Origin of the sequence: Priestia aryabhattai (genome assembly GCF_023715685.1) — a bacterium.
Taxonomy (GTDB): domain Bacteria; phylum Bacillota; class Bacilli; order Bacillales; family Bacillaceae_H; genus Priestia; species Priestia aryabhattai_B.
The window spans coordinates 450,734-476,998 of sequence record NZ_JAMBOQ010000003.1 but is presented as its reverse complement, the minus strand read 5'-3'; the positions used below and the strand labels follow the sequence as shown (position 1 = coordinate 476,998).

General features: G+C 37.4%; 25 protein-coding genes and 2 riboswitches. Of the genes, 9 read left to right on the top strand and 16 right to left on the bottom strand.

The window, feature by feature from the left end; genetic code table 11:
- Positions 1-365: 365 nt before the first annotated feature.
- From M3225_RS15505 to M3225_RS15490, 4 genes are all read right to left on the bottom strand, one after another.
- A complete protein-coding gene (locus M3225_RS15505) occupies positions 366-1,181 on the bottom strand; it encodes a TerC family protein (protein WP_251395166.1) in 816 nt (271 codons plus the stop codon).
- 96 nt (positions 1,182-1,277) lie between these two features.
- A riboswitch (yybP-ykoY riboswitch) is annotated at positions 1,278-1,373 on the bottom strand.
- 76 nt (positions 1,374-1,449) lie between these two features.
- Positions 1,450-4,473: a PAS domain S-box protein gene (locus M3225_RS15500; RefSeq protein WP_251395164.1), complete on the bottom strand. Its 3,024-nt coding sequence runs from the start codon at positions 4,471-4,473 to the stop codon at positions 1,450-1,452.
- Between the two features lie 159 nt (positions 4,474-4,632).
- Positions 4,633-5,376: a LytR/AlgR family response regulator transcription factor gene (locus M3225_RS15495; protein ID WP_251395162.1), complete on the bottom strand. Its 744-nt coding sequence runs from the start codon at positions 5,374-5,376 to the stop codon at positions 4,633-4,635.
- A 753-nt stretch (positions 5,377-6,129) separates the two neighbouring features.
- Positions 6,130-7,785, bottom strand: a complete 1,656-nt coding sequence (locus M3225_RS15490) for an alkaline phosphatase (RefSeq protein ID WP_251395160.1) — start codon at positions 7,783-7,785, stop codon at positions 6,130-6,132.
- A gap of 202 nt (positions 7,786-7,987) precedes the next feature.
- Between M3225_RS15490 and M3225_RS15485 the strand changes: the two genes are divergently transcribed.
- From M3225_RS15485 to M3225_RS15475, 3 genes are read left to right on the top strand one after another with little or no spacing between them, the layout of a single operon-like run.
- Positions 7,988-9,508, top strand: coding sequence for a spore germination protein (locus tag M3225_RS15485; protein ID WP_251395158.1), 1,521 nt, complete (start codon positions 7,988-7,990; stop codon positions 9,506-9,508).
- A gap of 14 nt (positions 9,509-9,522) precedes the next feature.
- On the top strand, positions 9,523-10,608 hold the full coding sequence (locus M3225_RS15480) for a Ger(x)C family spore germination protein (RefSeq protein WP_251395156.1): 1,086 nt from the start codon (positions 9,523-9,525) through the stop codon (positions 10,606-10,608).
- 12 nt (positions 10,609-10,620) lie between these two features.
- Complete coding sequence (locus M3225_RS15475) at positions 10,621-11,745, top strand: GerAB/ArcD/ProY family transporter (protein ID WP_251395154.1); 1,125 nt, start codon at positions 10,621-10,623, stop codon at positions 11,743-11,745.
- Positions 11,746-11,773: 28 nt separating this feature from the next.
- On the opposite strand, the gene msrA is transcribed toward M3225_RS15475, so the two are convergent.
- The 8 genes from msrA to M3225_RS15440 all read right to left on the bottom strand — a co-directional run bounded on the left by msrA (position 11,774) and on the right by M3225_RS15440 (position 16,912).
- Positions 11,774-12,736: a peptide-methionine (S)-S-oxide reductase MsrA gene (msrA, locus tag M3225_RS15470; RefSeq protein ID WP_251395152.1), complete on the bottom strand. Its 963-nt coding sequence runs from the start codon at positions 12,734-12,736 to the stop codon at positions 11,774-11,776.
- Between the two features lie 154 nt (positions 12,737-12,890).
- A complete protein-coding gene (locus M3225_RS15465) occupies positions 12,891-13,319 on the bottom strand; it encodes a MarR family winged helix-turn-helix transcriptional regulator (protein WP_025749471.1) in 429 nt (142 codons plus the stop codon).
- A gap of 202 nt (positions 13,320-13,521) precedes the next feature.
- The gene (locus M3225_RS15460; RefSeq protein ID WP_251395150.1) at positions 13,522-14,022 is read right to left on the bottom strand and encodes a MerR family transcriptional regulator; all 501 of its coding nucleotides are present in this window, start codon (positions 14,020-14,022) and stop codon (positions 13,522-13,524) included.
- Positions 14,023-14,159: 137 nt separating this feature from the next.
- Complete coding sequence (locus tag M3225_RS15455; RefSeq protein WP_251395148.1) at positions 14,160-14,402, bottom strand: phosphotransferase family protein; 243 nt, start codon at positions 14,400-14,402, stop codon at positions 14,160-14,162.
- 31 nt (positions 14,403-14,433) lie between these two features.
- Positions 14,434-14,625, bottom strand: coding sequence for a hypothetical protein (locus M3225_RS15450; protein ID WP_251395146.1), 192 nt, complete (start codon positions 14,623-14,625; stop codon positions 14,434-14,436).
- Between the two features lie 129 nt (positions 14,626-14,754).
- Positions 14,755-14,889 carry a hypothetical protein gene (locus tag M3225_RS29615; RefSeq protein ID WP_285885648.1) on the bottom strand — a complete coding sequence of 45 codons (135 nt, stop codon included), beginning with the start codon at positions 14,887-14,889 and terminating at the stop codon, positions 14,755-14,757.
- A 117-nt stretch (positions 14,890-15,006) separates the two neighbouring features.
- Entirely contained in the window at positions 15,007-16,173 is a 1,167-nt protein-coding gene (locus tag M3225_RS15445) for an ABC transporter permease (protein ID WP_251395144.1), read from the bottom strand.
- A 1-nt stretch (position 16,174) separates the two neighbouring features.
- Positions 16,175-16,912, bottom strand: a complete 738-nt coding sequence (locus M3225_RS15440; RefSeq protein WP_251395142.1) for an ABC transporter ATP-binding protein — start codon at positions 16,910-16,912, stop codon at positions 16,175-16,177.
- A 176-nt stretch (positions 16,913-17,088) separates the two neighbouring features.
- On the opposite strand from M3225_RS15440, the gene M3225_RS15435 reads away from it, so the two are divergent.
- From M3225_RS15435 to M3225_RS15425, 3 genes are all read left to right on the top strand, one after another.
- Positions 17,089-17,787, top strand: coding sequence for a LytR/AlgR family response regulator transcription factor (locus M3225_RS15435; RefSeq protein WP_285885646.1), 699 nt, complete (start codon positions 17,089-17,091; stop codon positions 17,785-17,787).
- 17 nt (positions 17,788-17,804) lie between these two features.
- Complete coding sequence (locus tag M3225_RS15430) at positions 17,805-18,755, top strand: sensor histidine kinase (RefSeq protein WP_251395140.1); 951 nt, start codon at positions 17,805-17,807, stop codon at positions 18,753-18,755.
- A 218-nt stretch (positions 18,756-18,973) separates the two neighbouring features.
- Positions 18,974-20,275, top strand: a complete 1,302-nt coding sequence (locus tag M3225_RS15425; protein ID WP_098590977.1) for an NCS2 family permease — start codon at positions 18,974-18,976, stop codon at positions 20,273-20,275.
- Between the two features lie 31 nt (positions 20,276-20,306).
- Here M3225_RS15425 and M3225_RS15420 read toward each other — a convergent pair whose 3' ends face one another.
- On the bottom strand, positions 20,307-20,501 hold the full coding sequence (locus M3225_RS15420; RefSeq protein ID WP_285885643.1) for a hypothetical protein: 195 nt from the start codon (positions 20,499-20,501) through the stop codon (positions 20,307-20,309).
- Between the two features lie 170 nt (positions 20,502-20,671).
- Between M3225_RS15420 and M3225_RS15415 the strand changes: the two genes are divergently transcribed.
- On the top strand, positions 20,672-21,841 hold the full coding sequence (locus M3225_RS15415) for an MFS transporter (RefSeq protein WP_251395136.1): 1,170 nt from the start codon (positions 20,672-20,674) through the stop codon (positions 21,839-21,841).
- 11 nt (positions 21,842-21,852) lie between these two features.
- Here M3225_RS15415 and M3225_RS15410 read toward each other — a convergent pair whose 3' ends face one another.
- Positions 21,853-22,302, bottom strand: a complete 450-nt coding sequence (locus M3225_RS15410; protein ID WP_251395134.1) for a GNAT family N-acetyltransferase — start codon at positions 22,300-22,302, stop codon at positions 21,853-21,855.
- Between the two features lie 116 nt (positions 22,303-22,418).
- On the opposite strand from M3225_RS15410, the gene M3225_RS15405 reads away from it, so the two are divergent.
- Positions 22,419-22,802: a CotG/ExsB N-terminal domain-containing protein gene (locus M3225_RS15405; RefSeq protein WP_251395132.1), complete on the top strand. Its 384-nt coding sequence runs from the start codon at positions 22,419-22,421 to the stop codon at positions 22,800-22,802.
- Positions 22,803-22,956: 154 nt separating this feature from the next.
- Positions 22,957-23,754, top strand: a complete 798-nt coding sequence (locus M3225_RS15400; RefSeq protein ID WP_251395130.1) for a VOC family protein — start codon at positions 22,957-22,959, stop codon at positions 23,752-23,754.
- Between the two features lie 18 nt (positions 23,755-23,772).
- Here the strand turns inward: M3225_RS15400 and M3225_RS15395 are convergent, their stop codons facing one another.
- Together M3225_RS15395 and M3225_RS15390 are read right to left on the bottom strand one after the other, a co-directional pair.
- Positions 23,773-25,386 (bottom strand): M20/M25/M40 family metallo-hydrolase, encoded by a 1,614-nt coding sequence (locus M3225_RS15395; RefSeq protein WP_251395128.1) that lies wholly within the window; start codon positions 25,384-25,386, stop codon positions 23,773-23,775.
- 461 nt (positions 25,387-25,847) lie between these two features.
- Positions 25,848-26,090 (bottom strand): hypothetical protein, encoded by a 243-nt coding sequence (locus M3225_RS15390; RefSeq protein ID WP_195780871.1) that lies wholly within the window; start codon positions 26,088-26,090, stop codon positions 25,848-25,850.
- A 68-nt stretch (positions 26,091-26,158) separates the two neighbouring features.
- Positions 26,159-26,260: riboswitch (SAM riboswitch) on the bottom strand.
- Positions 26,261-26,265: the final 5 nt, after the last annotated feature.

Sequence of the window (26,265 nt, the reverse complement as noted above, 5' to 3'; positions counted from 1 at the left end):
CCTCTTTTACTATACTCAGTTGCTTTATACCATGTTAATATTTATTCTTTTGATGACGAGCAGGGTTGAGAAGCGTTCTGCTCCTTTTAATTTCCCTTTATTATAACCCATAATAGCTCATTTTTACCAATTAACATACATTTGAAATATATGTTTATGAACTGAAATAAACTTCATTGAACTGAATTACTCACCGCTACTTTCTGTTCTCTACAGAATATGAACGAAAAAGCAAAACATTCGGATATACAGTAATTAAACAGCAGTTAGTTCTTTTACCCTTTCTCTAAACGATCTAAACTAGGTATTTTGTCTTAATATAAAAAACGCGCTTTCAGTTCGCATTGAAGGCGCGTTTTTTTGTATTATTGATTTTCAATTTTTTTTAACGATTCTTTTTCTTTCTCTGATCCTTCAAGATCAGTTTGTTCTTTATTTTTAGATAGAAACCAGCCTGAAGCTGCTATGGCAAGTAACACAATCCAAAACGTAATTTTCCACACTTTTGATTCAGGGAAGTGTTCATTAATAATACCTAACTCTGGATGAGCAAGGGTGTAGACCGCTAACTTAACCCCTACCCAGCCTACGATAGCAAAAGCAGCCGTTTCTAGGCCTGGGCGCGTATTTAATAGCTTGACGAACCAAGTTGCAGCAAAACGCATAATAATTAATCCTATAATTCCTCCGGCAAAGATCACCAAGAATTGTCCGCCATCGAGTCCGCCAATTTGAGGAAGATTTGTTGTTGGCAATGTAACAGCAAGAGCCACAGCGGCCAAAATTGAATCAACGGCAAAAGCAATGTCCGCTATTTCTACTTTTAAAACCGTCATCCAGAAACTTGAGCCCTTTTTCTTATCTGCTTCTTTCACTTTTTCGCGATCGTCTTTTTTCACATATCGCTTCACGATATGATTAATGGAAATGAACAATAAGTAAATGGCTCCTATGGCTTGAAGCTGCCATACGTCTACTAAAAATGAAATTAAGAACAATGAACCAAATCTAAAAATAAAGGCACCGGCTAATCCGTAAAATAATGCCTTCTTGCGTTTTTCTTCCGGTAAATGTTTGACCATAATGGCCATCACAAGAGCATTATCCGCCGCCAAAATCCCTTCTAATGCAACCAGCACTAGCAATACCCATCCATACTCTAACAAAAGCGATGCATCCATAAAAATCCCCTCTCGTTTCTTTGTATAAGTTTATTTATCCTCATTACCGGAATAAAACACAAAAAGACCTTTGCCAAATATGGCAAAGGTCTTGCTAAGCATAATCATTATGCCAACAAAGCCGATGGAATATTCCATGTAATGACGACTTTGTTTCAGGTTTCCCTGACGCTACTCCCCTTTACTCCGTAAGAAGTAAATGTATTAAGTTGTTTTTATTTTACAAAAGGTCGACTAATAAGTCAATTAAATGCCTTCTAAACTTTTGTTAAGCTTTTGTTAAGCGTTTTAATACATTCAAAAACGTTGAAATATGAATAGGCTTTGTTACGTATTCACTAAAGCCGACTAAAAAAGCTTGATCAATATCGCTTTGCATCGCGCTTGCACTCAGGGCGATGCGTGGAATATGCTTCAACTCTTTTTCCAGCTGAAGCTGTTTGCATACCTCAAAACCATTCATATCAGGTAAATCAATATCAATTAAGATCATATCCGGTGAAATGGACCTGATCAGCTGGATGCCGTTTTCTCCTGTCTTGGCAACTAAGAGCTTAACCTTCTTGTATGGAGAAAGAATCGATTGCATAAGCTCAATATTTGTATCGTTATCCTCAATATATACAATGGAGATCGGCATGGAAAAACCTAAAAATGACTCGGCTTCCCCTTCATTTGGTAAGCGTTCAGGAACAGGTGAATGCACCAAGGGAAAACGAACCCAAAATGTACTGCCTTTTCCTTCTTCACTTCGCACTCCGCACGTTCCATTCATTAATACAACAAGCTGCTTTACAAGCGCCAACCCAATCCCTGTTCCCTCTTTTTCTAGTCTATTTACACGGTAGAAAGGTTCAAAAATCCGATTTAATTCTGAAGCTGGAATTCCAAAGCCCCTATCTTCAATCAATATGGTTACGTGATGTTGATTGATGTCGGTATAGATAGTTATATCGCGGTAAGCAGGCGAATATTTAATGGCATTGGTAAGCAGATTTAATAAGATCTGCTGAAACCGAAGTTCATCTACTTCAACAAAGACTTCCTGTGATGCGTGAAAGCGTGTATAAAATATACTATGCTTATCTTTTGCTAATGGTTTCATAATTTTAAGTGCGTCTTCAATCGCCTCTTTTACCGACACCGGTTCAAGATTAATCGCCAAGTGACCTGATTCAATTTTCGATAAATCAAGCGTTTCATTTATCAAATAAAGAAGATGATTACCTGCTTTTAAAATTTTTCGTATACGATTCAATTGTTTTTCTGTTAAATCTTTTTCCCCTTGCTCTTCCAATATCTGTGCATAACCTAAAATACTGTTTAAAGGCGTACGAAGTTCATGGCTTACTTTTGATAAAAATTCAGACTTGGCTTGATTTGCCTTTTCGGCTTCTTCTTTTGCTATAATCATTTGCTGATTGGAATGAAGCAAATCTTGTTCTTGTTCCTGCTGTTTTGTAATATCATAAAATGTGACAACTACGCCTTTATAATATTTGCTTTCTTGAAGAGGTTCAGCATTCACCGAAAGCCAAGTCAACTTTTTCTCATTTAAATAAATGCCCATGACTGTATTTCGTACAGGCTCTTTTGCATGAAGACATCGGACAGATGGAATGTCTTCCAGTGCAAAAGGTGTACCGTCAGGATGAATAATTTCCCAGTCTAAACCAAAGGGATTAACTAATAACATCTCATCATAGGGCACTTGTAAGATTTTAGCAGCGTACGCATTAGCAGCAATTAAGTTTCCTTCAAGATCATGAAACACAACACCTTCTGACATCGTAGAAAGAACGGAGCGATACATGCTTTCACTTTTAGCCAGTTTTTCTCGTGCTTCGTGAAGATCTGTAATATCTACTATAGAACCAATGACTTCTTTTACTTCTCCTTTGTAAATATGAGGTGTTAACTTCGTATAGTAAGCAAAATCGTTCAAAAGTACTTCATACGACACTTTCTCTCCCGCCCATGCTTTATCATAGTACCTCTTATTTTCTTTTGCGTGGGATTCAGGTAAAAATTCATCAAGTGTTTTGCCGACCACGTCCATTTCCTCATATCCCATTTGACTAATCAAGGTACCTTCACACATCGTATGAATATATCCGTTACTACTTTTCACAAATTTAAAAATAGCGCCATCTTGCTGTGAAAGCGTACGTTTTAAATCTTTTTGTAAATCCATAAGCTGCTGTTGAGCCATTTTTCGATCTGTCACATCTTTGGCGATGACGTAACTGCCTTTAATTTGATCATGAACAATAATGGGCATTTGCGTTACTTCAACGTATACAGGCTGATTATCTTTACGAATTAGCGTTGCCTCATAATAAACAGAATCTCCGCTCAGGGATTTCCACATATATTCTTCGGCCCTGTCAGCTTCTCTGAACATATAAGGAAATGGAATCTTTTCCATTTGATTCAACGTATATCCTGTGAGTTCTGTTCCTTTTGGATTAATCGTTTGAATATTGCCGTACAAATCAACCGCACACACAATGTTAGGATTGTAGTTAAAAAGAGATTGATAATACTCTTCTTTTAATTGACTGTCCCTCACTTCTTCCTGGCGCTTAAAAGCAGCAACGAGTAGGAAGACAATGAGTAGCGTAATGGTGACACTTGCAATAATATTGGAAAAAGGAGCTTGATACGGCAGCCACTGGCCCCATTTTCTGACAACTGAGTGTTCAATATGCAGTTTCATTCCATACATACTGATGAAATGCATAACTGAAATGCCAATACCTAGCAAAATAGAGCTAACAAGTTTAAGAAACGGATTAGCTTTCACGCTTTTCGATCGAAAAAACAAATGCATAGCATAAAATGCAACGAAGAGGGCAACGATGATTGAAAGCAAAACAGATAGCAATGCATAGTGAATATGCGCTTCTGTTTCGATTGCTGCCATTGCCATATAATGTGTACCCAGAATACTGCTTCCCAAAATAAGCCCTGACCATACCGACGTGCGCCATTTCCAGAATGTCCAAAACGCACCTAGTGATCCGCTAATCGCTATTATTAAAGCAAGGACAGAAAGTACAACATCAAAATGAAAGCTCACAGGAACATAATAAGCAAGCATAGCAATATAATGCATCGCCCCCACTCCAATCCCCATTGAAGCCGCTGACAGTGTAAGCCACAAATAATTGTTCCGCTGTTTTTTCATCATTTTGCTCATAATATCAAGTGCTGTATAAGAGGCAAGAATCCCTACAATGACAGCAAGAAATACGGTAAATTCATTATAGTGACCAGTAATTGAAATCATTTTCTTTCCTTTCAATTCAACGTTACTTCTTCTATCTAACTCTCTTCATAAGAACTATATTAATATCATTTATTCCCAAAGCAGACACATAAAATAGACGAAACTTACATAAGCTTCGTCCTTCCATCAACATGACTATTTTAGAAGCAGCAGCATCTCTTAATTCGTCATTAACTGATGCAGCTGTTTTTGAACGTCTTGGATTTTTAATTTTGAAATATGAGCATATTCATCAATTTCTAAGAAATAAACAAGATATGTTTCGTTTTTTGGTGTGATGTGCGAAACTTTCTGTAAATTTACGATATAAGACCGATGTGTTTGACTAAATACCGAAGGATTCAAATACATATAGATATCACTAATATTTTCATACGTCTCATAGACACGTGATTGAGTATAGATTAAGCATTTTTTTCCGGATTTTTCGATAAAAATAATTTGATCAATTGGAATGTAATAAGTAGATCCATTAAATTTTACAGGCAGTCTCTTCAATTGATCACTTGGCTTTTTTGACTGATTTTTATCAATTCCAATGGAGTTTTTTGCCCGCTCTAACGCCATATAAAGCCTTGTTTTTTCAATCGGTTTTACAATGTAATCCAGTGCTGACAACTCAAATGCCTTCACAGCAAATTCATCATAACCGGTGATAAAAATGAACTTTAAATTCGGCTTAATGCGCAGACACTTCTTTATTGCATCTACACCGTTGATCGTAGGCATATTAATATCTACAAGCAAAAGGTCTGGACTCTTAGCCATCACTTCTTGTACAAGCTGCTCTCCGTCTTTGCAGATGCTAATAACTTCAAATTCCGGAAGCTGTTCTATAAAATAATCTAAAATTTCAACCGAATCTTCGTTATCATCGGCAATAATTAAGTTAATTTTGTTCATCCTGACTCCCCCTAGGATACAATGTTAAAGTATAGTACGAACTATTGCCCATTCTGTTTTATGCATGTCTACACATAGTTATAGTGTTTTTATGTTGAGATGAATGATCTACACGGACGCTAATCGTTAATGGAACGGATAACGATTGTTCATGGGGAATATTGCAATAGTTGTAGGTTTTCTAGAAGAAGAAATAAAAACCGTTTATCTATTATCATTTATTTTCCTAACAATGATTTAATACCCTTTTTATAATCTGTAAATCAGCATGCCAAAATCTTTATTCGTCATTTTCGATAAAGGCGACACGCTCTTTTCAATCATTTTGTCTTCTCTTACTATTAAAACATGTTCTACGTTCTTTCTCCCATACTTTTATTAATTTTTTTACTTTTTATTCAAGGTAATTAATTACATATTATCCTTAATAACCATGAATTTTTGATTTCATCCAAAAGAATTTATGTATTTTTTATTCATTTTATTATAAAAATTCTAGCATACAACGTTATGAACTTACATATGTATTCCGAACTAGTTCCTTTTAAAACTATGATTATTATACCATTTCATAGTATAAATCACATATAGTTAAACGTGAAGACTTTCCATTCCTTTAAGTGTTCAAAGCTATTTATTTGTAAAATAAATCAATTCATTCCTCTATAAAGGCTACATACACCTAATTAATCATCTATTATTTGTAAAAAAACAGGCCTAAAGTTATAATCCGGCCTGTTTTGCATTAATTTCTTACTTTTCATTTTTCACAATTTGCTGTGCTTGTTTCGGTACGAAGAAGCGATTCTTTTTATCCTGTACCACCACGCTCTCCATTTGAATTTCTTTTCCATTTACAATAGCAATATTTTTATTTACTGGGAAACGTACCGTTCGCTTATTATTTGTAACCACCAGCACAGGGTTGTTTTTGTCTTTTAAGTCAACCCCTACATTTGAGCCTTTAAAAGCTTTATTTGCTTCAATAAATAACTCGTTTGTTAATTCGTTTAAGTTAATGTTCATTGACTTAGCCATATGTTTGGCAATGTCCGTATTATCAAAGTGCCCCGTTGGTCGATTTACGCCGTATGAATATAAAAATACATCCTCACCCGTATGACCGCCCGTTGTGAATCCAAGGTTTGCTCGGCTGGCTAATAACTTCGATAATGTAGCACTGATTTCTTTTTTATCCTTTGCTTTAGTCAGCTGCGCTTTTTCCTCTGAAGTTAGATTTGATAAACCGTACAAAGCAGCTACTTCTTCTTTATTTGATAAATCTTCTTTTAATTTAGACGTAGCACCTTCTAATGTCATTTTTGCTTTTTTTAATGGATCTATATAAGCAGAAACAGGTGTGGTATCGTATCCTTTTGTTGTATTTGCATTACCGATTGAAAGACCGCTGTTTCCGTGATCGGCAATCGCAATAACCATCGTATTTCCATCTTTTTTAGCGAACTCTACTGCTTTGCCCACTGCTTCATCAAACGCTAATACATCGCTAATCATTCCTACTGGATCATTCGCATGAGCTGCCCAATCCGTTTTGCTTCCTTCAACAAATAAGAAAAAACCGTCTTTATCTTTGGATAGTGTTGTTATTGCTTTATTTGTCATTTGAGATAACTTTGGCTGTTCTGCTTTTGTCTGTGGTCGGTCCATATCATACGCTAAGTCTCGATCGGCGAAGCTCCCCCAGATTTTTTTAGAGCGTGACTGCTCTAATTCCTTTTTATTTTCTACAAAGTCATATCCTCTTTTGTTCAATACGTTAACTAAGTTTTCAGCGTCTTTCCGGCTTTTTTCTTCTTTTCCTGGAAGAAGAGATTGCTTACCTCCTCCAAGTACTACATCAATATTTTGATACACTTGCTGCTCGGCTAGCGTTTGAAAATCATCACGGTTATAGTTGTGAGCTGAAAAACCAGCTGGTGTAGCGTGCTGGATTTCAGAAGTAGCCACAATTCCTGTCGCGCGCCCTGAAAGCTTTGCTCCTTCTAGAACGTTTGCTACCGGACGAAATTGATCCTCTTTTTCTACTGATTTAACCCCAGGTGTATTCACTACCGAAGGCAGCACACCTACATAACCTGAATTTGATTTATTTCCTGTTGCTAAAGCAGTAGCTGCCGGAGCGGAATCTGTAATAGCAGATTCTGCCGAATACGCACGTACTCCTCCTGCCATCAGCTGATCCATATGTAACGGTTGACCCTTGTACCATCTTGCAAGTGTAGTAGCATTTGAGCTCGTCCCGTCCATTACCATCATGATGACATTTTTGGGCTTCTTAGCTGGTTTATGCTCCACTTTTGCTTCGGTTTGAATAAGTGAATTCCCTAAACCAAACGAAGCCAATGCTACCGCTCCTGCCAGTGTAATACCTGCTAATTTTTTTCTCATATAAATGTACCCGCTCCTTTATGTGATTGTCTTTGACCTTTCTAAAGTTATCATTTAAACGTAAATTCACTGTTTATCTATTGTAAAAGAGTGTAAAGTTTGTCTTTATATTCTCCCTTTCTTCTTAAGAAAAAATAGTCGAATAAAAAGGAAGTACATGAACAAACTACCAGTAATAGAAAGTCAAGCGAGGGGCACGGTTATGTTTAAACGTTTATTTAAAAGAAAAAATGCAGACGATCAGCCCAAAAAATCATTGGATGAACTGATTAAACAATTTAAAAAATCGAGTGACTTTACAACATTAGCCATTGGCTCGCAGCATCGAAAATACATCATTACTTATTTTAAGCAGCTCGTAAACATGCAAAGTGTTGAAGATAAAATACTTGAACCTTTTCAAAAACTAGACTTCACATTAAGCAGTGTACATGAAGTCGAAAATGTTCTGCCGATTGAAGATATTTCAGTTACAAAAGATACAAAAGAAATTTTAGAAAAGATGCTGCGCGGCTATGTGATGTTTCAATTACATAAAGACGACAAGCTAGTAGCTCTTATTAAAGTTCAAAGCTTTGATACAGGGTTTCGGAAAGAAAATGAAACGGAAAATGAGTTCAGCGTCGTCGGTCCTAAAATTGGTTTTGTGGAGGATTTAGATGTCAATCTCTATTTAATGAGAAAAACGGTCATTTCCGAAAACCTTATTTTTAAAGAACTCACCGTAGGAAATAAATCGAAAACACGCGTCGTGCTTGTTTACTTAGAAGGCGTAACGAACCCTCAGCACGTAGACACCATGACCCAGCGCCTTGAAGATATAGATTTCGACGTCATTTTTGATAGTACAATGCTTGATCAATTAATTTCCGATAATTCTTCTACGGCGTTTCCGCTCTTTTTAACAACAGAACGCATTGATCGAGTTCTGTTTAGTCTGTTAAACGGGCAAGCTGCCTTCTTTTCGAGCGGTTCCCCTTACGCAGTTACGGGACCGTCAACGTTGCTTGACTTCTTTATTTCACCTGAAGACTACTATTTACCGTGGGTTTTAGGTTCATTTTTCCGAGTTATTCGTATTTTGGGCGTCTTTTTCTCTATTTTTGCTACGCCTCTTTATGTGGCCATTGTTACTTATCATTATGAGATGCTTCCAAAAGATCTGCTTGGGCCTATTATCTTTTCAAGGACCAACGTTCCTTTTCCACCTGTTATTGAAGTACTTTTTTTAGAAGTCACCATTGAACTGCTTCGAGAAGCCGGAGCCAGACTTCCAACAAAAGTAGGTCAAACGCTAGGAATCGTAGGTGGGATTGTTATTGGGCAAGCAACAGTAGAAGCTGCATTAACGAGCAATATTTTGCTTATTATTGTTTCACTGACAGCTTTGGCTTCTTTTACAACGCCTATTTTTAAAATGTCTAACACCATCCGGTTATTACGTTTTCCGTTTATTTTGTTTGCCACTGCGTTTGGTTTAGTCGGCATCACGTTTGGCTTTTGTTTCTTGCTGGTTCATTTGCTTCGCTTAAAATCTTTGGGTATGCCTTATCTTGTTCCGCTTTTTCCATTTCGCCCAACAGAGTATAGGGATACCTTTCTGCGATTGCCTTATAGTCATACGGCAAAGCGTCCAAGCTACTTGCGTCCTTTAGAGCGCTTTCGCTATAACCCAAATAAAGCGAATAAGGCTAAAAGAAAAAGTAATTTAGATAATGAGTAAAGCGGGGAAACGTCATGAAGAGAATACTTATTTTATGCACTTGCCTTACTTTCTTAACGAGCTGTGCAGATCGTGAAACAATTGACGAAATTCAAGTAGTCAACTCCATAGGATATGATTATATTCCTCAAAGCAATAAAGTCAGAGGAACCATTTTATACCCTATCTATAAATACGGACCAACGGAAGAACCAAGTATTATTGCGGCTACTGCTAATTCATCATTTGATATTCCACTTCGTTTAAACAATAAATCATCTCTTCCAGTCGCTTTTGGGCAGCTAAGGAGCATCGTCATGGGAAAAGAATTTGCAACACATGGAGTGGATGAATTAGTAAATACAATTGCTAGAAATCCAGATCTTGGACGTAATATTAAATTAAGCATTGTAGATGGCAACGCACATGAATTATTGAGCTCTGTTACAAAAAAGAAAATTAAAGACTATCAGTTTATTTCTAATTTGATTGAACAAAATATCCGAACAGAAAATTTGCCTAACACCAATTTACAAATTTTTTTATTCAGTTTTTTTAGTGACGACCGCGACCCGTATCTTCCTGTTTTAACGCAAGAAAAAGATGCCATTAAATTAAAGGGCCTGGCACTGTTTAAAGAACAAAAAGTCGTTACAACCGTCGGAATGAAAGAAACATTTTTATTTAAGCTGCTAACAAGCGGAACAAAGCACGGCCGCTACTCGGTAAAAATTAAAGAGAGTGACCGTGAAGGCGAAATCGTGCTGCAAAACTTGCGCACCAAAACAAAGTATGAAATTAAAGGAAATCATCAACATCCAAGTATTATTGCACACTTAACTATCGATGGCCTTGTAAAAGAGTTTCCTGGATGGGTGGACTTAACAGACCCGGCTCGTATTAAAATGGTTGAAAAAAAGCTTCAAAAAGACCTTGAAAAAGATGGGGATGCATTTATTAAGAAACTTCAGCAGCATAAAATCGACCCCATTTGTTTTACAGATTATGTTCGAAGTAAAACACGTGGGTTTAACAGTGAAAAATTCAAAGCGCAATATCCGGATTTGAATATTGAGGTAAAAGCTCGCGTTCATCTTATTCAAACCGGGATTAGCAACTAGGAGGAAGAAAAGATGCACAATACAATTAAAGAAGAAAATCAAGTTTCCCCTTCTTTTCTTTTTTTCTTAGTTCACTCTACTCAGATTGGCGTTGGAATACTAGGATTTCAACGTTATGTTATTAAAGGTGCCGGATATGAAGCGTGGATATCTATCATCCTTGCTGCGATCAGCGTCTGTGTTTTATTAGCGATGATTTTTAATATCTTAACCCGCGAAAACAGCGATATTATTGATATTCACCGGTTATATTTCGGGAAATACCTTGGAGGAACTTTAACTCTTGCGGCATCGGCTTATTATTTTATCTTTGCCTTAACAATTTACCGAACGTACGTAGAGATTTTACAAATCTGGATGTTTCCACAGCTGGAAACATGGATTGTATCACTTGTTTACTTGCCCATTATTTACTATACAGTTTCTGGTGGGTTTCGTGTGATCACTGGAATTGCTTTTTTTGGGGTTATGCTTCCCTTACCTCTCGTATTTGCATTGATTTATCCATTAAAATATGGACACATTAATAATTTATTTCCTTTGTTTGATCACACAATATGGGAATTTTTAATTTCAACTAAGATGATGACCTTTGATAATTTAGGATTTGAATCCGTGCTTTTTTTCTATCCTTTTATAAAAAATGGCGCTACTAGTCAGAAGTGGGGGCAACTTGGCGTTTTGTTCAGCACTTTTTTATATTTGTGCACAGCATTAGTGTCATTTGCTTACTTTAGTCAAGGACAGTTAGCTCATACCATATGGCCAACTTTAACAATGGCCAAAATTATTGAAATTCCATTTTTACAGCGTTTTGAATATATTTTAATTGCTCTGTGGCTTTTAGTTGTTCTTCCTACTATTGCTGTCAGCGTATGGTGTACAATTCGTGGATTTAGTAAAACATTTAATAAGCCACCTACGATTTTTCTCATATTAGTTCTTATTGCCCTTCTTGGTTTTTCTATTTTCTTTGATGATAGAGAAACCATCGATCAGCTTAATACACGTTTATCCATGACCGGCTTTTACTTTATTTATGGCTACATTCCTTTCCTTTTTCTCTATAGTCTAATTCGATCAAAAATAAAAAAAAAGAAAACACAAAAAGAAGAGCGTGAGCCAACTTTAAGTTGAATCACGCTCTTCTTTTTTTCATACTATCTTATTTATTAAATAAAACAGCGTATTCCCCGTATCCTTCTTTTTCTAAATCTTCCTTCGGAACAAAGCGAAGAGCTGCTGAGTTGATACAGTAACGCAAGCCACCTGCATCTTGCGGACCATCATCAAATAAATGACCTAAATGAGAGTTAGCCGTTTTGCTTCGTACTTCTGTACGAACCATATTATGACTAACGTCCATATTTTCTTTTACTTCATCTTTATTAATCGCTTTTGTGAAAGATGGCCATCCGCATCCGGCATCATATTTATCAGTTGAACTAAACAATGGCTCTCCTGATACAATATCTACATAAATCCCATCTTCTGTATGATCCCAAAATTCATTACGAAACGGAGGTTCCGTTGCGTCATTTTGAGTGACTTCATATTGAATAGGCGTCAATGTCGTTTTCAGCTGTTCGTCGCGTCCAAAGTCTTTCCAGTTTTCTTTAATAAAACGATCACGTCCAGACCCGCGTCGATACATGGCATAGCGGAATTTATTTTTCTTATAGTAACCTTGATGGTATTCTTCCGCTTCATAAAACGGTTTTGCCGGTAGAATTTGTGTAGCAATTGGCTCAGAAAAACGACCGCTTGCTTCTAATTGTTGTTTGGATTCTTCAGCTAGTTTCTTTTGATGTTCATTGTGATAAAAGATAGCGGTTCGATATGAATCGCCTCGATCGGCAAATTGTCCACCTGCATCCGTTGGATCAATTTGAGGCCAGTATAGTTCTAAAAGCTTTTCATATGGAAAAACTTCTGGATCAAATGTAATTTGGACCGATTCATAGTGGCCCGTTGTTTCTGAGCATACTTCTTTATACGTCGGGTTCTCTTTGTGACCGCCTGTATAGCCAGATACAACTTTTATAATGCCTGGCTGTTCATCAAATGGCTTCACCATACACCAAAAACAGCCGCCGGCAAAAGTTGCTACTTCATATTGTTCTGTCAAAAAGATGACCTCCTTCATGTGTTCTTTCTATTATTATACGCTGATTTTATGTTCTCACCAACTAACTTGCCTTTTATACTCTTTGCGTTTTAAGACAAAAAAATAATCAGTGAAAGCCCGTGTTCACTGATTATTTGTCCGCATTTAAAGCGCTTTATTTTTGATCACCTTTAATTTTGTGGAAAAGTTTATTCACCGTTTCAATTTCTTTATCTGTAAAGTGCTCAAAACGCTCAAGAAAATACGCTCGTTTTTTTTCTTGAATTGTATTAAAAATATCTTGTCCTTCCTTTGTCAGTTCAATATCAATAATACGCCGATCGTTTTCAGACCGTTTCCGTGCAATGTAGCCTTTTGACAACAGCAAGTCGGTTACTGCCGTAATGTGGCTTGCTGACACTTGAAGATACTTTGATAAATCAGTTGATCGCTGCCTGCCGGAATCAACCAGCATACGAAGCACCATAAATTCATTTGTTGATAGCTCTGAATTGTATACTTCATTAATTTCTTGGCGAAGCTGTCTGAACACAAAGCGAAACAGCGTTTCCATTTCTTGAACGAGCTCTTCTCTTTTTTTCACTTGTCACTCTCCTTAACGCTATCACATGATAACGAATATGTATTTACGAAAGTATTTCACTTTCTTAACTTAATTAGTTTTATCAAATTACTAAGCGTTTCGTCAACTATTATTGAGATTTTTTTCCACAAATCTGTACAAATTGATGTATTTTTCATAAAATTCCATAAAAAAAGCGATTTACCATTATGGTAAATCGCTGCTAGTAGCTAAAAATACCGGTTAAAAAGCTTCTCCATCTTGGAACAGGCTTTTTGGCTTTTAAGCTATCTTCACTTTTTAACTGACTTTCAATTTCAACTACTCGATTTTCTAATTTCGTAATAACCTTATTTAATCTATCAATTTCTGAACGATGCTCTAAAATTTGAAACGTCACTACTTCTCCCGCTTTTTCTTCTGTACGCTTTTCATTTTCAATAAGTCTCAAAAAAAGCTGATCAAGCTGCTTTTGCATGTCTTGCGCGCGTTCATCAGATAAGATAACTTCTTCTTTTTCTACTACCTTTTCTACCACTTTGACGATGGCTTGACGATTGCGGTTTTGTTGAAAGTTCTTAAGTGCCTCAACATTTTCTTCTGTAAACTCACAGTGTCCCGATTCATTTCTCTCTAGCTCGATATCCGCCATTTTAACCCATTTTAATACCGTACTTGGATGTATTCCCAGCGACTTTGCCACATCTACCGTTTTCATCGTCATGTTCCATCCCTCCATTTTTTTCATTTACTAGCCATTTCGAGAGAAATCTTTAAATCCCTTCATACGTGACAAAACTAGTATGAATTCGTCAAAGAAAGTGGACGTTCAACAAATGAAGAAAATGATGTCATTATTCCTTAAAAAAACTCGTACAAACCTTCTGCAAAATAACAAAATTCGCCCTGTGAAATCTGCTTGTCATATCCTTTAAAAAAAGCCGCGCGCTCTTTACCTGTAAAGGTTCCGTCTTCAAAGCGAACAGCAAGCGGCATATCATAATGAGCGTCTCCGCAAGTTCCTCCGCTCCAGTCAATAGCAGCTGTTATTTGACCGTCGTGTACAAGTACATTATCAATCGTGTAGTCTCCGTGAATAAGCACCTCTTGCTTGTATATTTTTCAATACATAATATTACTTATATAACCATTTTTTGTACTTTTCCCCTTTTGCTCGCTTTAAAACATATCTCCCTTTAGAGGTATGAAGGATACCAACATCCGCCGTACATCCCTGCTTTGGAAACGTGACTTTTTCGATTTTCTTCACATATTTTTTTATAGAATGAGGAATTTCTTCTACTATAATAGGCTGCAGCTGTCTCACTCTCCTTTCTTTCTACATTCTCTTTTACATTCTATTTTCCTACAAAAAGAGATTGAGACATAAATAAATCACTCCAATCTAAAGACGAACAAATTGGATAAATGATCTAGTATGGATCACTTATTACACCTACACCGCTGTTGATTTCCGTGCAAGACTTCGCTTTCCGCGGGCGGCCGATGAGCCTCCTCGTGGCTTACGCTCCTGCGGGGTCTCATCTATCCCGCTTTTCCCGCAGGAGTCTTCGCCTTGCCCTCCAATCAACAGTTAGAAGCAACTACATACATGAAACCTACGCTCACCATCACAATGAAAAAATCCGAACGATTCATCGTTCGGATCTTCCTTCAACTAAAATACTTTTGTCCCAGCTTCTTACTTTTACCCTTTACCAAGCACCCAGCGGCTTTTGGTAAACATCGTATAACCAATCGCAAAAAGAACAACCGTACAAACCGACAAGCTTCCTATTGTATATGTAAGACTCTGCATGTCATAGACACCATAGAGAAGCTGTTTCATAAGTGCAAATACGTTATAAATAGGAATTAGAAAGACGCTTGACTGCAGCTCGTGTACGGATTTCCCCATCATTAAAAGGTATGGAAGCATCGCTACCATCACTATTTGTGATGTATAGCTTTGTGCTTCTTTAACAGAACTTGCTAAAAGGCTAAGGATGCATAATACCATAGCTCCTAGAAGTGCTAATAGGGTAAGGCTGACTAAAAATGAGAAAATAAATGTTGTAAAATGACCGTTGAGTTGCAGTGCATCATTTAATGAGGTTGTTAAATAACGTACAGACAGAACAAATGCAAACGTGGACAAAAGACCGCTTACTATACCAAATGTAGAGATAGTCAGCCATTTCCCAACCAATAATTGAGTTCTTTTGACAGGAGACATCAATAAAGCTTCCATCGTCTTTCGTTCTTTTTCACCTGCAAAGATATCATTTGCGGAAGGAAGAATACCACCTAAAACGCCCATAATGATAATCATTGGCGCGAACATAGCAATCATAGTTAAAGAGCCGTCATCTTCCTTAGACACTCCTTTTTCAATCACATTAAACGGGGCAATCGTTTGACTATTAATATTTAATTGACCTAAACGTTCGTTGACTATAGCTTCTCGATGTTTATTCAGTATATTTTGTATATACTCCGCCGTAGTACCTGAGTTCATACTCCCAGAATCAGTATAAACAGTAACTTCTGGCGATTTCATATTAAGCACTGCTGAAGAAAAATTGTCTGGCACCTTTAACGCCGCTAATGCTTTTCCTTCCTCTACAGTGTTGAGTGGATTTTCACTTTCGACTACTTTGATATTGTCATCATTTTTTAGCCAGTCGATAACACTAGTATCAGAACCTTTTTTAACAGCTACGGACATGGAACCAGATTGATCACTAGCCATCATTTTGTCGACAAAAAAGATACTCCCTACATTTAACAGAATCGGAATCAACACGCTAAAGATAATCGTTTTGCGATCTCGCAAACAATCAATTAACTCTTTTTTATAAATATGCCAAATCATATTAAGCCCCTCTCACGATACGCGACATAAAGATGTAGTTTAAATCTGTGCTTTCCTCTTCTTTATACAGCTGTTCATTTGTTCCTTGATAAATCATTTTTCCTTTATGAATCATGATGATAGACTGACACAGCATCTCTACTTCTTCCATAATGTGACTGGAAAAAATAATCGTTTTTCCTTCTCTTTGCAGACTTTTAATAAGCTCGCGAAACATGTTTGCCGATGTAATATCTAATCCTGTAGTCGGCTCATCAAATAGGATAACGTCCGGGTTATGGAGAATGGTGCGTGCAATGGCTACTTTTTGACGCATTCCTTTTGAAAAGCCTCCTACGCGGCGATCCAAATAGGCTTTCATTCCAAAGCGTTTAGCCAGTTCCTCAATTCTTATCTTTGTTTCATGTTTGCTCATTCCATAAAACTTTGCAAAATAAGCTAAGTTTTCACGGGCAGTCAAACGATCATATAAACCTGTTTCACCGCCAAAAAGCACGCCGATTCTTTGTTTTATTTTATCGGACTGTTTATGAATGTTAATTCCATTAATGAACATATCTCCTTCCGATGGTTCAAGCACAGTCGACAGCATGCGTAAAAGTGTTGTTTTCCCCGCTCCGTTTTCACCTAAAAGCCCTACAATTTCTCCTTGTGCGATGGTTACATTAACATCTTGAATAGCTGCAATTGTTTGCTTTTTCTCTTTAAAGTATTTAGTAACACCTTTGATTTCAATCATATCCGCTCTCCCTTTTTGATGTGACTGACTATATCTTAGCTTATTTTCTATACAGCATCTTCCATCTTGTCATAAAGAGGGTTTTTTATGTCGCGAAACGTCCTTTCTATCTTGTAAATCATGGTAAAATAGTGTGAGAATATCCAATAGAATGAAACAAAGAGGTTTTTTTAATTATGAAGGTAGGATTAGTGGACGATCATTCATATGATTTAGAGAAATTGAGGCTTTCTTTAGAAAAAGAAGACTATATAGACATACTTTTTGCAACTAGCAGTGCGGAGGAAGCATATAACGAAATTAAAAAAAATGAAATTGATTTATTAATCACAGATATTGAAATGCCAAAGCTATCAGGTTACGAGCTTGCAGACTTCATCAATACTTACGCACTTGATATTCAAGTCATCTTTGTAACTGGGCACAGCGGCTTTGCCGTTCATGCATTTGAGCTCAACGTTTTGGACTACATTATGAAGCCTTATTCTAAAGAGCGTCTGTTAAAAGGCGTTCAGCGTTTCCATCCAAAAAAACAATCAAAAGAAACAAGCAATAAGCTTATTTTAAAACAAAAAACCGAAATGCAAGTGCTGAACAAACAAGATATTATATTTGCAGAACGAACGGGTCGCTCTACCACAATCATAACGACAAATGGAGAGTTTAGTACCTATCAATCGTTAAACGAAATCGAAAAAGAATTAACAGCCAGTCATTTTCTAAGGTCTCATCGAGCTTTTATTATCAACATTTCCTATATTCAAAATTTCTCGCTGTATACCAAACACTCATACTCAGTGATGTTTCAACGTACAGAAAAAACAGCTTTAATCACGAAAACAAATTTAGACGTCTTGCAAAAAGAATACTTTTAAAGGAGGGACTATCTAAAATGAAACTATTTTACACACTAGTTTTACTAACCGTTTTGGTGCTCCTCTTTTTCAAAACCCTGCCTGTTAGTTTACATCTTATACTTAGTTCTTTTATTATTGGTTCATTTTTTGTATGGAGAAAAAAATATCAGACGGCTCCTTCAATAAATATAAAGAAAACAATTACCCTGGCTTTGTTTTTCCTGCTTCTATGTAGTCTATCTTCACCTTTCAGTATTAGTCTAGCCGTTATCGCGATGATTGGTTACATGACCGACATTTTTTCGTCTTATCAACAGTACATATTCGTAACAAACCGGGAAAGCAGCGCTTCACGTGAAATTCAAAAGAGTAATGAACTTTTTCAAGCGTTAAGAGCTGAAAGGCATGATTTTATCAAACATGTCAGTGCCGTATCCTACCTTCTAGAAACAAACCAAAGACAGCAGGCCCAAGATTATATTCAAGATTACGTTGAAGCCTTGAATGATACGAATTCATATATTCAAGGTGAACATTCTCATGTTGCTTCTGTTGTGCATCAAAGCAAAAATCAAGCACATTCGTGGGGAATACATATGAATGTTCACTTAGATTCACCTTTATCACAGCTGCCATTGAAGCACCTTGACCAAATGAACCTCATTATGAATTTACTGCATAATGCTTTAGAAGCCGCTCATTCTTCCGAAAAAAAAGAGATAACCGTTTCAAGCATGATTCGAAGTGGCATTTACATTTTAGAAATCAGCAATTCTACCGCTCCTTTATCAAGAGAGCGTCAAGATCATTTGTTTACTTCTTTTCATGTTACAGAAAAGAAAGAACGTCACGAAGGCCTTGGCACGTGGATTATTTCTGAACTTGTTTCCAAATACCATGGACGATTGGAATATACATATCACGATTTAACTCTTTCCATTAAAATAAAATTCCCAATAGTTGTTTCCTCAAAACAAGCAACATAGCCGCTGCAGCCTAAGCGGCTTTTTTTCGTATGAGCCTCTTCTATACGTACACACTATAAAAAGCACCGAAAAAAGAAATATTTCACACTTGTTTTAGCTCTTTTATCGTCCCTTTTTTAGTTTTTGATTTTTTATATGCAAATCTATTGCATTTCAAGTAAAAAACGAATATTATATATCATGTTGCTTTTAATGTTCGTTATTTTTGGAGGTTACTTATGTTTAAGTTAAAAGAATATAACACGGATGCTAAAACGGAGATTTTAGCTGGTATTACAACGTTTTTAACCATGATTTATATTGTAATTGTGAACCCGGTTATTTTGTCTAGCGCCGGAGTTCCTTTTGATCAAGTATTTACAGCTACTATTATTTCAGCAGTCGTAGCTACGCTATGGATGGCTCTTGCAGCTAACTATCCAATTGCTATTGCTCCCGGTATGGGAATGAACGCATACTTTGCTGCTTTAGTTGTTGGTTCAAATGGAAGTATCGACTATGCTACTGCTTTTTCAGCTGTATTCGTAGCGGGTATTATCTTTATCATCTTATCGTTAACATCGTTTCGTGAAAAATTAATTGAAGCCATTCCAAACAATTTAAAGCACGCTATTAGTGCTGGTATCGGCTTATTTATTGCTTTTATCGGGCTTCGTTCAGCCGGTATTATCGTTGCAAATAAATCAAATTTAATTGGACTTGGTGATTTGCAGTCTGAAAAAGTGGTTTTAACACTGATTGGACTTGCGATTACAATCATTTTATATACATTAAATGTAAACGGCGCTTTATTCTTCGGTATGATTATTACAGGATTAATTGCTTTTTTTAGAGGACAGCTTTCGTTTGATAAAGGTCTGTTTGCTGCCCCTCACCTTCCAGACGGCTTAATGATTTCAAATCCTTTTGCTGCTTTTGGAGATGTTATTCATCATGATTTGTACACAGTTGTCTTTTCTTTCTTACTTGTTACGATTTTTGATACAACAGGTACAATGGTAGGAGTAGCTCAACAGGCCGGTCTTATGAAAGGTAATAAGATGCCGCGCGTGCGTCAAGCATTGCTTGCTGACTCGTTTGGTACAACGATTGGAGCTTTATTTGGTACAAGCCCAACAACGGCTTACGTTGAATCTTCATCTGGTGTAGCAGCAGGCGGGCGTACAGGTCTAACGGGTGTGACGGTAGCCATTTTATTTATTGTTGCAGCGTTCTTTAGCCCGGTTGTAAGCTCAGTTTCTGGCGTAGCAGCCATTACTTCACCTGCATTAATTATTGTCGGAAGCTTGATGATGGGTGCTGTAGCTAAAATTAATTGGAATGACTTTGATGAAGCGTTCCCTGCCTTTTTAGTTGTTCTAGCAATGCCTCTTACATCAAGTATTGCAACAGGAATTGCACTTGGCTTCATTTCTTATCCGTTAATGAAGCTGGTAAAAGGAAAAGGCAAACAAGTCCATCCGCTTGTTTATGTCTTTGCTGTTTTATTTCTCTATCAACTCATCTTTTTACCGCATTAAAAAAGCTTGGAGATTCGTCTCCAAGCTTTTTTTATTGAAAGTGATTGTTATTTTCTTTTGTTTGATAAAGGTAATTTTCCACATAGATTTGTTCTGCATCAGAAGCATTCTTTATCCCTTCTTCTGGATTTAGCTCAATACTTCTCTTTTTAGCGATATAATCCACTAGCGCCCCAAATCCTAAAAGACCGCCTATGATCCCAGCAAATACAATCCATATTGGCAATCGCTTCACTTCCCTTTTCTTTTAATTGTATCATCATCAGCAGGTAAATATTAACACGTTATCTCCACTTGTAAATAAAAAGCTTTTTACCAAATATACGTAAAAAACTTCTTTGTATTTGATATACTAAACTCATGACATGTTCTACAGAGAAAGGGGCTTAATTGCATATGAACAAACAGCTTGGAACGTTAATGTTTGTTATTTTTATGGTATTTGTCGGGTTTGGAGTAATTATTCCAATCGTACCTGAAGTTATTCGTGCCACAGGTGCGAGCACGGTCAATTTAGGGATACTAATGGCTAGCTATTCGATCGCATCTTTTATTACTGCACCTTTTTGGGGGAAGCTTTCAGATATAAAAGGCCGGCGTCCCATCTTACTTTGGGGCTTACTTGGCTTTAGCGCAAGCTTTTTTCTTTTTTCGGTGGCAGAAAACTCTCTGACTCTGATGTATACGTCACGCATCATCGGAGGTTTGTTCGCAGGAGCTGTTATTCCTTGTGCTTTTGCATATGCTTCTGATAGTACAGATGAAGAAAACCGAACGAAGGCAATGGGACTGTTAGGAATGTCGATTGGCTTAGGCTTTATTTTTGGACCGGCATTAGGCGGTGTCCTTTCATCTTTCGGCTTGTTTGTTCCCTTTGTTATCTCTGGTATCTTGTCACTGATTATGACAGCGTTCTCATTCTTTACGTTAAAAGAATCTTTACGAAAAGAACCTGCTGCCCAAGTACAGACATCCAGATGGCATGACTTCACGTCAGATTTTCAAGGAGCTATGAAGTATTTATATGTTCTTTCTTTTTTAGCCACTTTTACGCTCGCTGGATTAGAAGCTACTTTTCAATTTTTTCAAATAGCGAAAATTAATGCTACTCCTACGACAATCGGATGGATGTTTATGGCGAGCGGTTTAACTCAAACCTTGATTCAAGGCGGTGTGCTGCAGCGGTTTAAAAAAGGAAATGAAAAAAAGCTGATGGCCATTGGCCTGCTGGTTTCAGCAATAGGATTCACGTCTATTTTGTTATCTTCCAATGCCTCTAATGCTACCTTCTTTCTGTGCATATTTACAGCAGGAAATGCCCTTATTCGTCCTTGTGTCCTCTCATTAATTACGATGAGAACCAAAGTAGGATATGGCTCTGCTTCGGGGCTAACTGCTTCAATGGATAGCTTAGGGCGTATTTTTGGCCCTCTGCTTGGTGCATTTGCCTTTAAACTTAATATGACGCTGCCTTTTATTATTGGAGCGGTTGTCACTTTAGCTGCTTTACTGCTGATTCAGCGCCATACAGCTCTAGATTATTCTGAGCAAACACTTTCATCGTAAAAGCACCTATATTAGGTGCTTTTTTTCATTGTTACTAATACAAGATTATCAGCAGCTGCAGTATGTTTTATAATTGAAAACTGATGAGCTTCGTATAGCTTAATAGCAGGTGTATTTCGCTCGGCTGTAGACACCATACATTCACATTCTGAATATCTTTGAAGTACATACGTTAAAAGACGGCTTCCAATTCCTTTTCGAAAGTACCGAGGAAGCACAACGAGACGGCAAATCGTTAATCGCCCATTTTCTTTTTCAAACGACAGCACGCCAGCTAGCTTACCTTCAATCATTTCTCCGATAAACACTTCCTTACTTTTCATAATATCTTCTTTGCTTTCTGTAAGCTGAGGAATGTCTGAAAAACCAATGAGCTTGGCTTCTTCTTGGTAAGCTTCTACTTGCACAGCTACTATTTGCAAAGCGATGTCCACTCTTTGATGTTCTAGGATTTGAAGCATTAAACCCACTCCACTTCATTCATAAATTTAGATAAATTCCATGTTTTCACTATATCCAAACACCTTCCTTGTACATATTGTATTATGTACTACTGAATTAGCCAGGAGGTGTTTATATGCATATCACTGCTGAAAGAATTAGAGAAGCAACAGAAGCGCTTGCTTGTACTGAGCTTGAAACATTTATGTACCAAGAGCCAACTGCTCTTCACAGACGCTCTCGTCGTCGTTCTACTCGTCGTTCTACTCGCCGTTCTACTCGCCGTTCTACTCGTCGTTCTACTCGCCGTTCTACTCGCCGTTCTACTCGCCGTTCTACTCGTCGTTCTACTCGCCGTTCTACTCGTCGTTCTACTCGCCGTTCTACCCGTCGTTCTACTCGCCGTTCTACTCGTCGTTCTAGCCGTCGTCGCTGTCACTGCGGTTCACCTTGCTGCTCATACCCATGGTTTAATAAATCATTTGGCTGCTGCTTTAAAGGGCATGGTTGTCGTCGCTAAATAAATCTAAAGCAAGTCGAGTTTAAAACATACGCGGCTTGCTTTTTTAAAGATTTCTATTTTTTATTTTACATAATCATTCGTTTTACTCTTCTTGAAAAAGAAAACAAAGTATAATAATAGGAAAGAATCTCTCTTAAAAGGAGGCCTATCCATGCATTTATCTTTTGATCACCTTGTTCATTTTTCACCTGATCCTATTAAAGCTCAGAAAGAACTAAACGAATACGGAATAACTGTCATTAAAGGCGGCTTCCATGAAAAATGGGGAACTTTTAATACGTTGGCTTACTTTAACCTGAGCTACATTGAATGGCTTGGGCTTAGAGATATCGCGTTAGCTCAAACAGTTACAGATAATGACCTTATTCAGCAGCTCGTTAACGAACATACACCGTTTGGTCATTTTGGTCGATTTGCACTCCGTACAGATGATATGGATTTGCTAATAAAAGAGTTGCAAAGCAAGAGCTACACTGTAAAAGGTCCTGTAGCGGGTTCCCGTCAAACCAATGATGGAGAAAAGCTGCAATGGAAAATGTGTTTTATTGAAGTTGACCACGATTCCCTGCCTCTTCCTTTTTTTATTGAGTGGGGTGAACCAGAAGAAAAACGCAAACCAAAGCTAGCTGCTCTTTCTTCCCACCAAGCCGGTCAGCTGCAGCTAAAAAACATTTACTGTGCTGTACATAACCTTGAAGAATCCATCAGCAGGTGGACGAAACTGCTAGGCGTTCAGTCTGGAGAAAGCTACAAAGACTCTTTACTTGATGCATGTTGTCAAAAACTATATGTCAATGGAGGAAACCTCATTTTTTGCAGCGGAACACAAGGCATTGTCCATGATACATTAAAAAAAGTTGGAGAGCGTCCATTTTTAGTTGAATTGGATCACGCACTAACACCACAACAATTTACCATACAAGGAGCTTCTTTTAAATTCAACAAATAAATATCCGTGGGCGGATGTTTATTTGTGTGCTTCTTTTATAGCTTGATAGATGAAATGAGGCAAAATTTCAAAGGAATACTGAACGTCTAATCTTTCTGTCCATTGATGTGCATCTCTTCCCAGCGGTCCAATGTTCAGCACCGGCATCTTCAGCTTCTCTAGCTCTTCTAACGGGATATGATATCCTTTATTCCATAGCGGCATATTTGCTACTAACGTGTTAAATGTATGAAGCGGATGCTGCAGACTAGCATAACTTAAATCCGAAATTCCGCCAAAATAACTTTGTTCAACTAGCTCCACTTGGAATTGTTCCTTTGCAGTTGCCTGTACGTTTGACAAAATCCCTTGTACAAACGGATCATTATGTGAACAAACGGCTGGATAAAAAGGCGGCGTAAAAAATAAGACCATTATCGGAGCTGCTTCTTTACATAAACCGGCTAACGAGTTTACTAATTTAATGGTTTTATTTCTGTCATCATCCTCTTGTGCTAAAAGTGCTTCTTCCATTTCTTGCACATATTTTTCACCGTGCTGTTTTACTGCATGAGTATAAAGTTCTTCATACGTCCATACGTTCACGTCAAGAGATGAACCCTCCATTCCCTCCGCATACTGCCTAGCGGCTTTGTTATAGTGTTTTTTTACATTCAAAGCCGCTTTGTTGGCGGATTTTAGCAACAGATCTGTTACCTCTTTAAGAGAATGGTTTAACATAAATAAATTAAACAATACAACGGCAGAGTGCGGGACTTGAACTGAATACTCTTCTTTTAAATCTTTTTGCATCAATACCGTAGGAGGTGGACTGGTTTCATCTCTTATTGTTTCGCAAAAACGAAGGTTTAATTCTATTTCTTTCGTTAAATAAGAAGCTAGTAAATTAGCATTCAAACCAGCTAGCGGTTCCCCTACATGAGTTTCTTTTCCATAACACAAAAAGCTTGGCATGATCTTCCCAATAGATCCTGAGTACACATAGTTCGTTTGATCTCCAGGATAGCGGCTAAACACTGGTTCTGCATTTAGCATGAGAGAAAAATCCAGCTGATGTTTGCGCGCAAGTTCTAAAAGAACAGGCACTGCTTTTCTCATTCCGAGTGAATTTACTTCCTCATCCGGCACCGATAGCAGCAGGATGTTTCCTTCAAACTCCCCGTTGCATGCTCTTTCAATCATACTGATATGTAGTGCAATGCCTGCTTTCATGTCCATCGTTCCTCGCCCAAAAAGCCAGTCTCCTTTTAGCATATCTTTTTGCACGTGCGCCGGAACTTGTTCCATATGTTTATAAAAAATACTCGTTAATGTATCAGCGTGAAAAGCGTCCTTTTTCCACTGTCCATAATCTTGTACATCCACTACATCGTAATGACTGACTAATACAACTGTTTTATTCGTATTTTTCCCTTCGACAAAAGCCGTGACAATCGATCGCCCGTCTCCTGTCGAATGAAGCTCGACGTGCTCGTTTTTTTGAAAGTAAGGCAGTTTTAATAAGTACGACGCTATCGATTCAGCCATTTCCGCTTCTGCCATAGTTCCTGTCACGCTAGGTATAGAAACTAATTCGCTTACAAGCTTTTTTAACTGTTCTTTTGTTTGATACAAAGATGTTTTGTTCGACATACCCTTCATCTCTTTCCTTTTTCTAAATTTTCTATCAAACAAAACGATTCGTCAATCCCTTTGACAGAGACCCTTTCATTCTATCCCTATGTATCATAGTATGACACTGCCTTTACGCGCATGATAAAAAAAGAGTGCGCGACTAGCACCGCACACTCTTTTTTTTACTTTTCGTCATCTTCTAAAAAGTCTAGGATACGATCAATAAGCTGTTCGCTTCCTGCATCGTTTCCGTGTTCAAGAGACATTTCCATTTCAATACTCCTTTCATAAAATATTCTTGTTTTATAACATACCACAATTCATTTTGAATGTAACCTTTAATTTGTGTAAAAATTTCGACAATTTATTTTTAACAGCTAAATTCAGTGAATATAGATTATACCCATGGAATTCTTTGCTTGTCAAAAACTATGCTTTCCATTCAAAAACACTTAACAAATAGAGGCGCGAGTAGACTTCTATAAAAGACAGCCTACTCGCTCAAGCTTGGAACAGCATGATGAATAAATTTCTAGTTCATTTGCTTTTTGTACATCCTTAATATCTATGCCTACAGCATATGTACGAACTTGGTTTTCGACCACAATTTCGTAAAATGTTTCTAATTCACGATAAGCTACTTGATAATGCTTTCCTAATAATTTCACTGCTTCCTTTAATGCTTTCTCCCCTGTATGTGCTGCAACTGCTGTATGACTCATAAAATCCTCTCCTTTTAGAAAAATAAAAAAAACTCATTTTGCTTTGATGCAAAATGAGTTTTTCACCCGTTTTATCACCCAAAGCACATGCTTTGCTGGTAGGAGCACCTTACATTCGTAGGTTGCTGTGGAGTCAAAGAGCCAGATCTCTCGTCCACTCGTGATAACTTTTTTT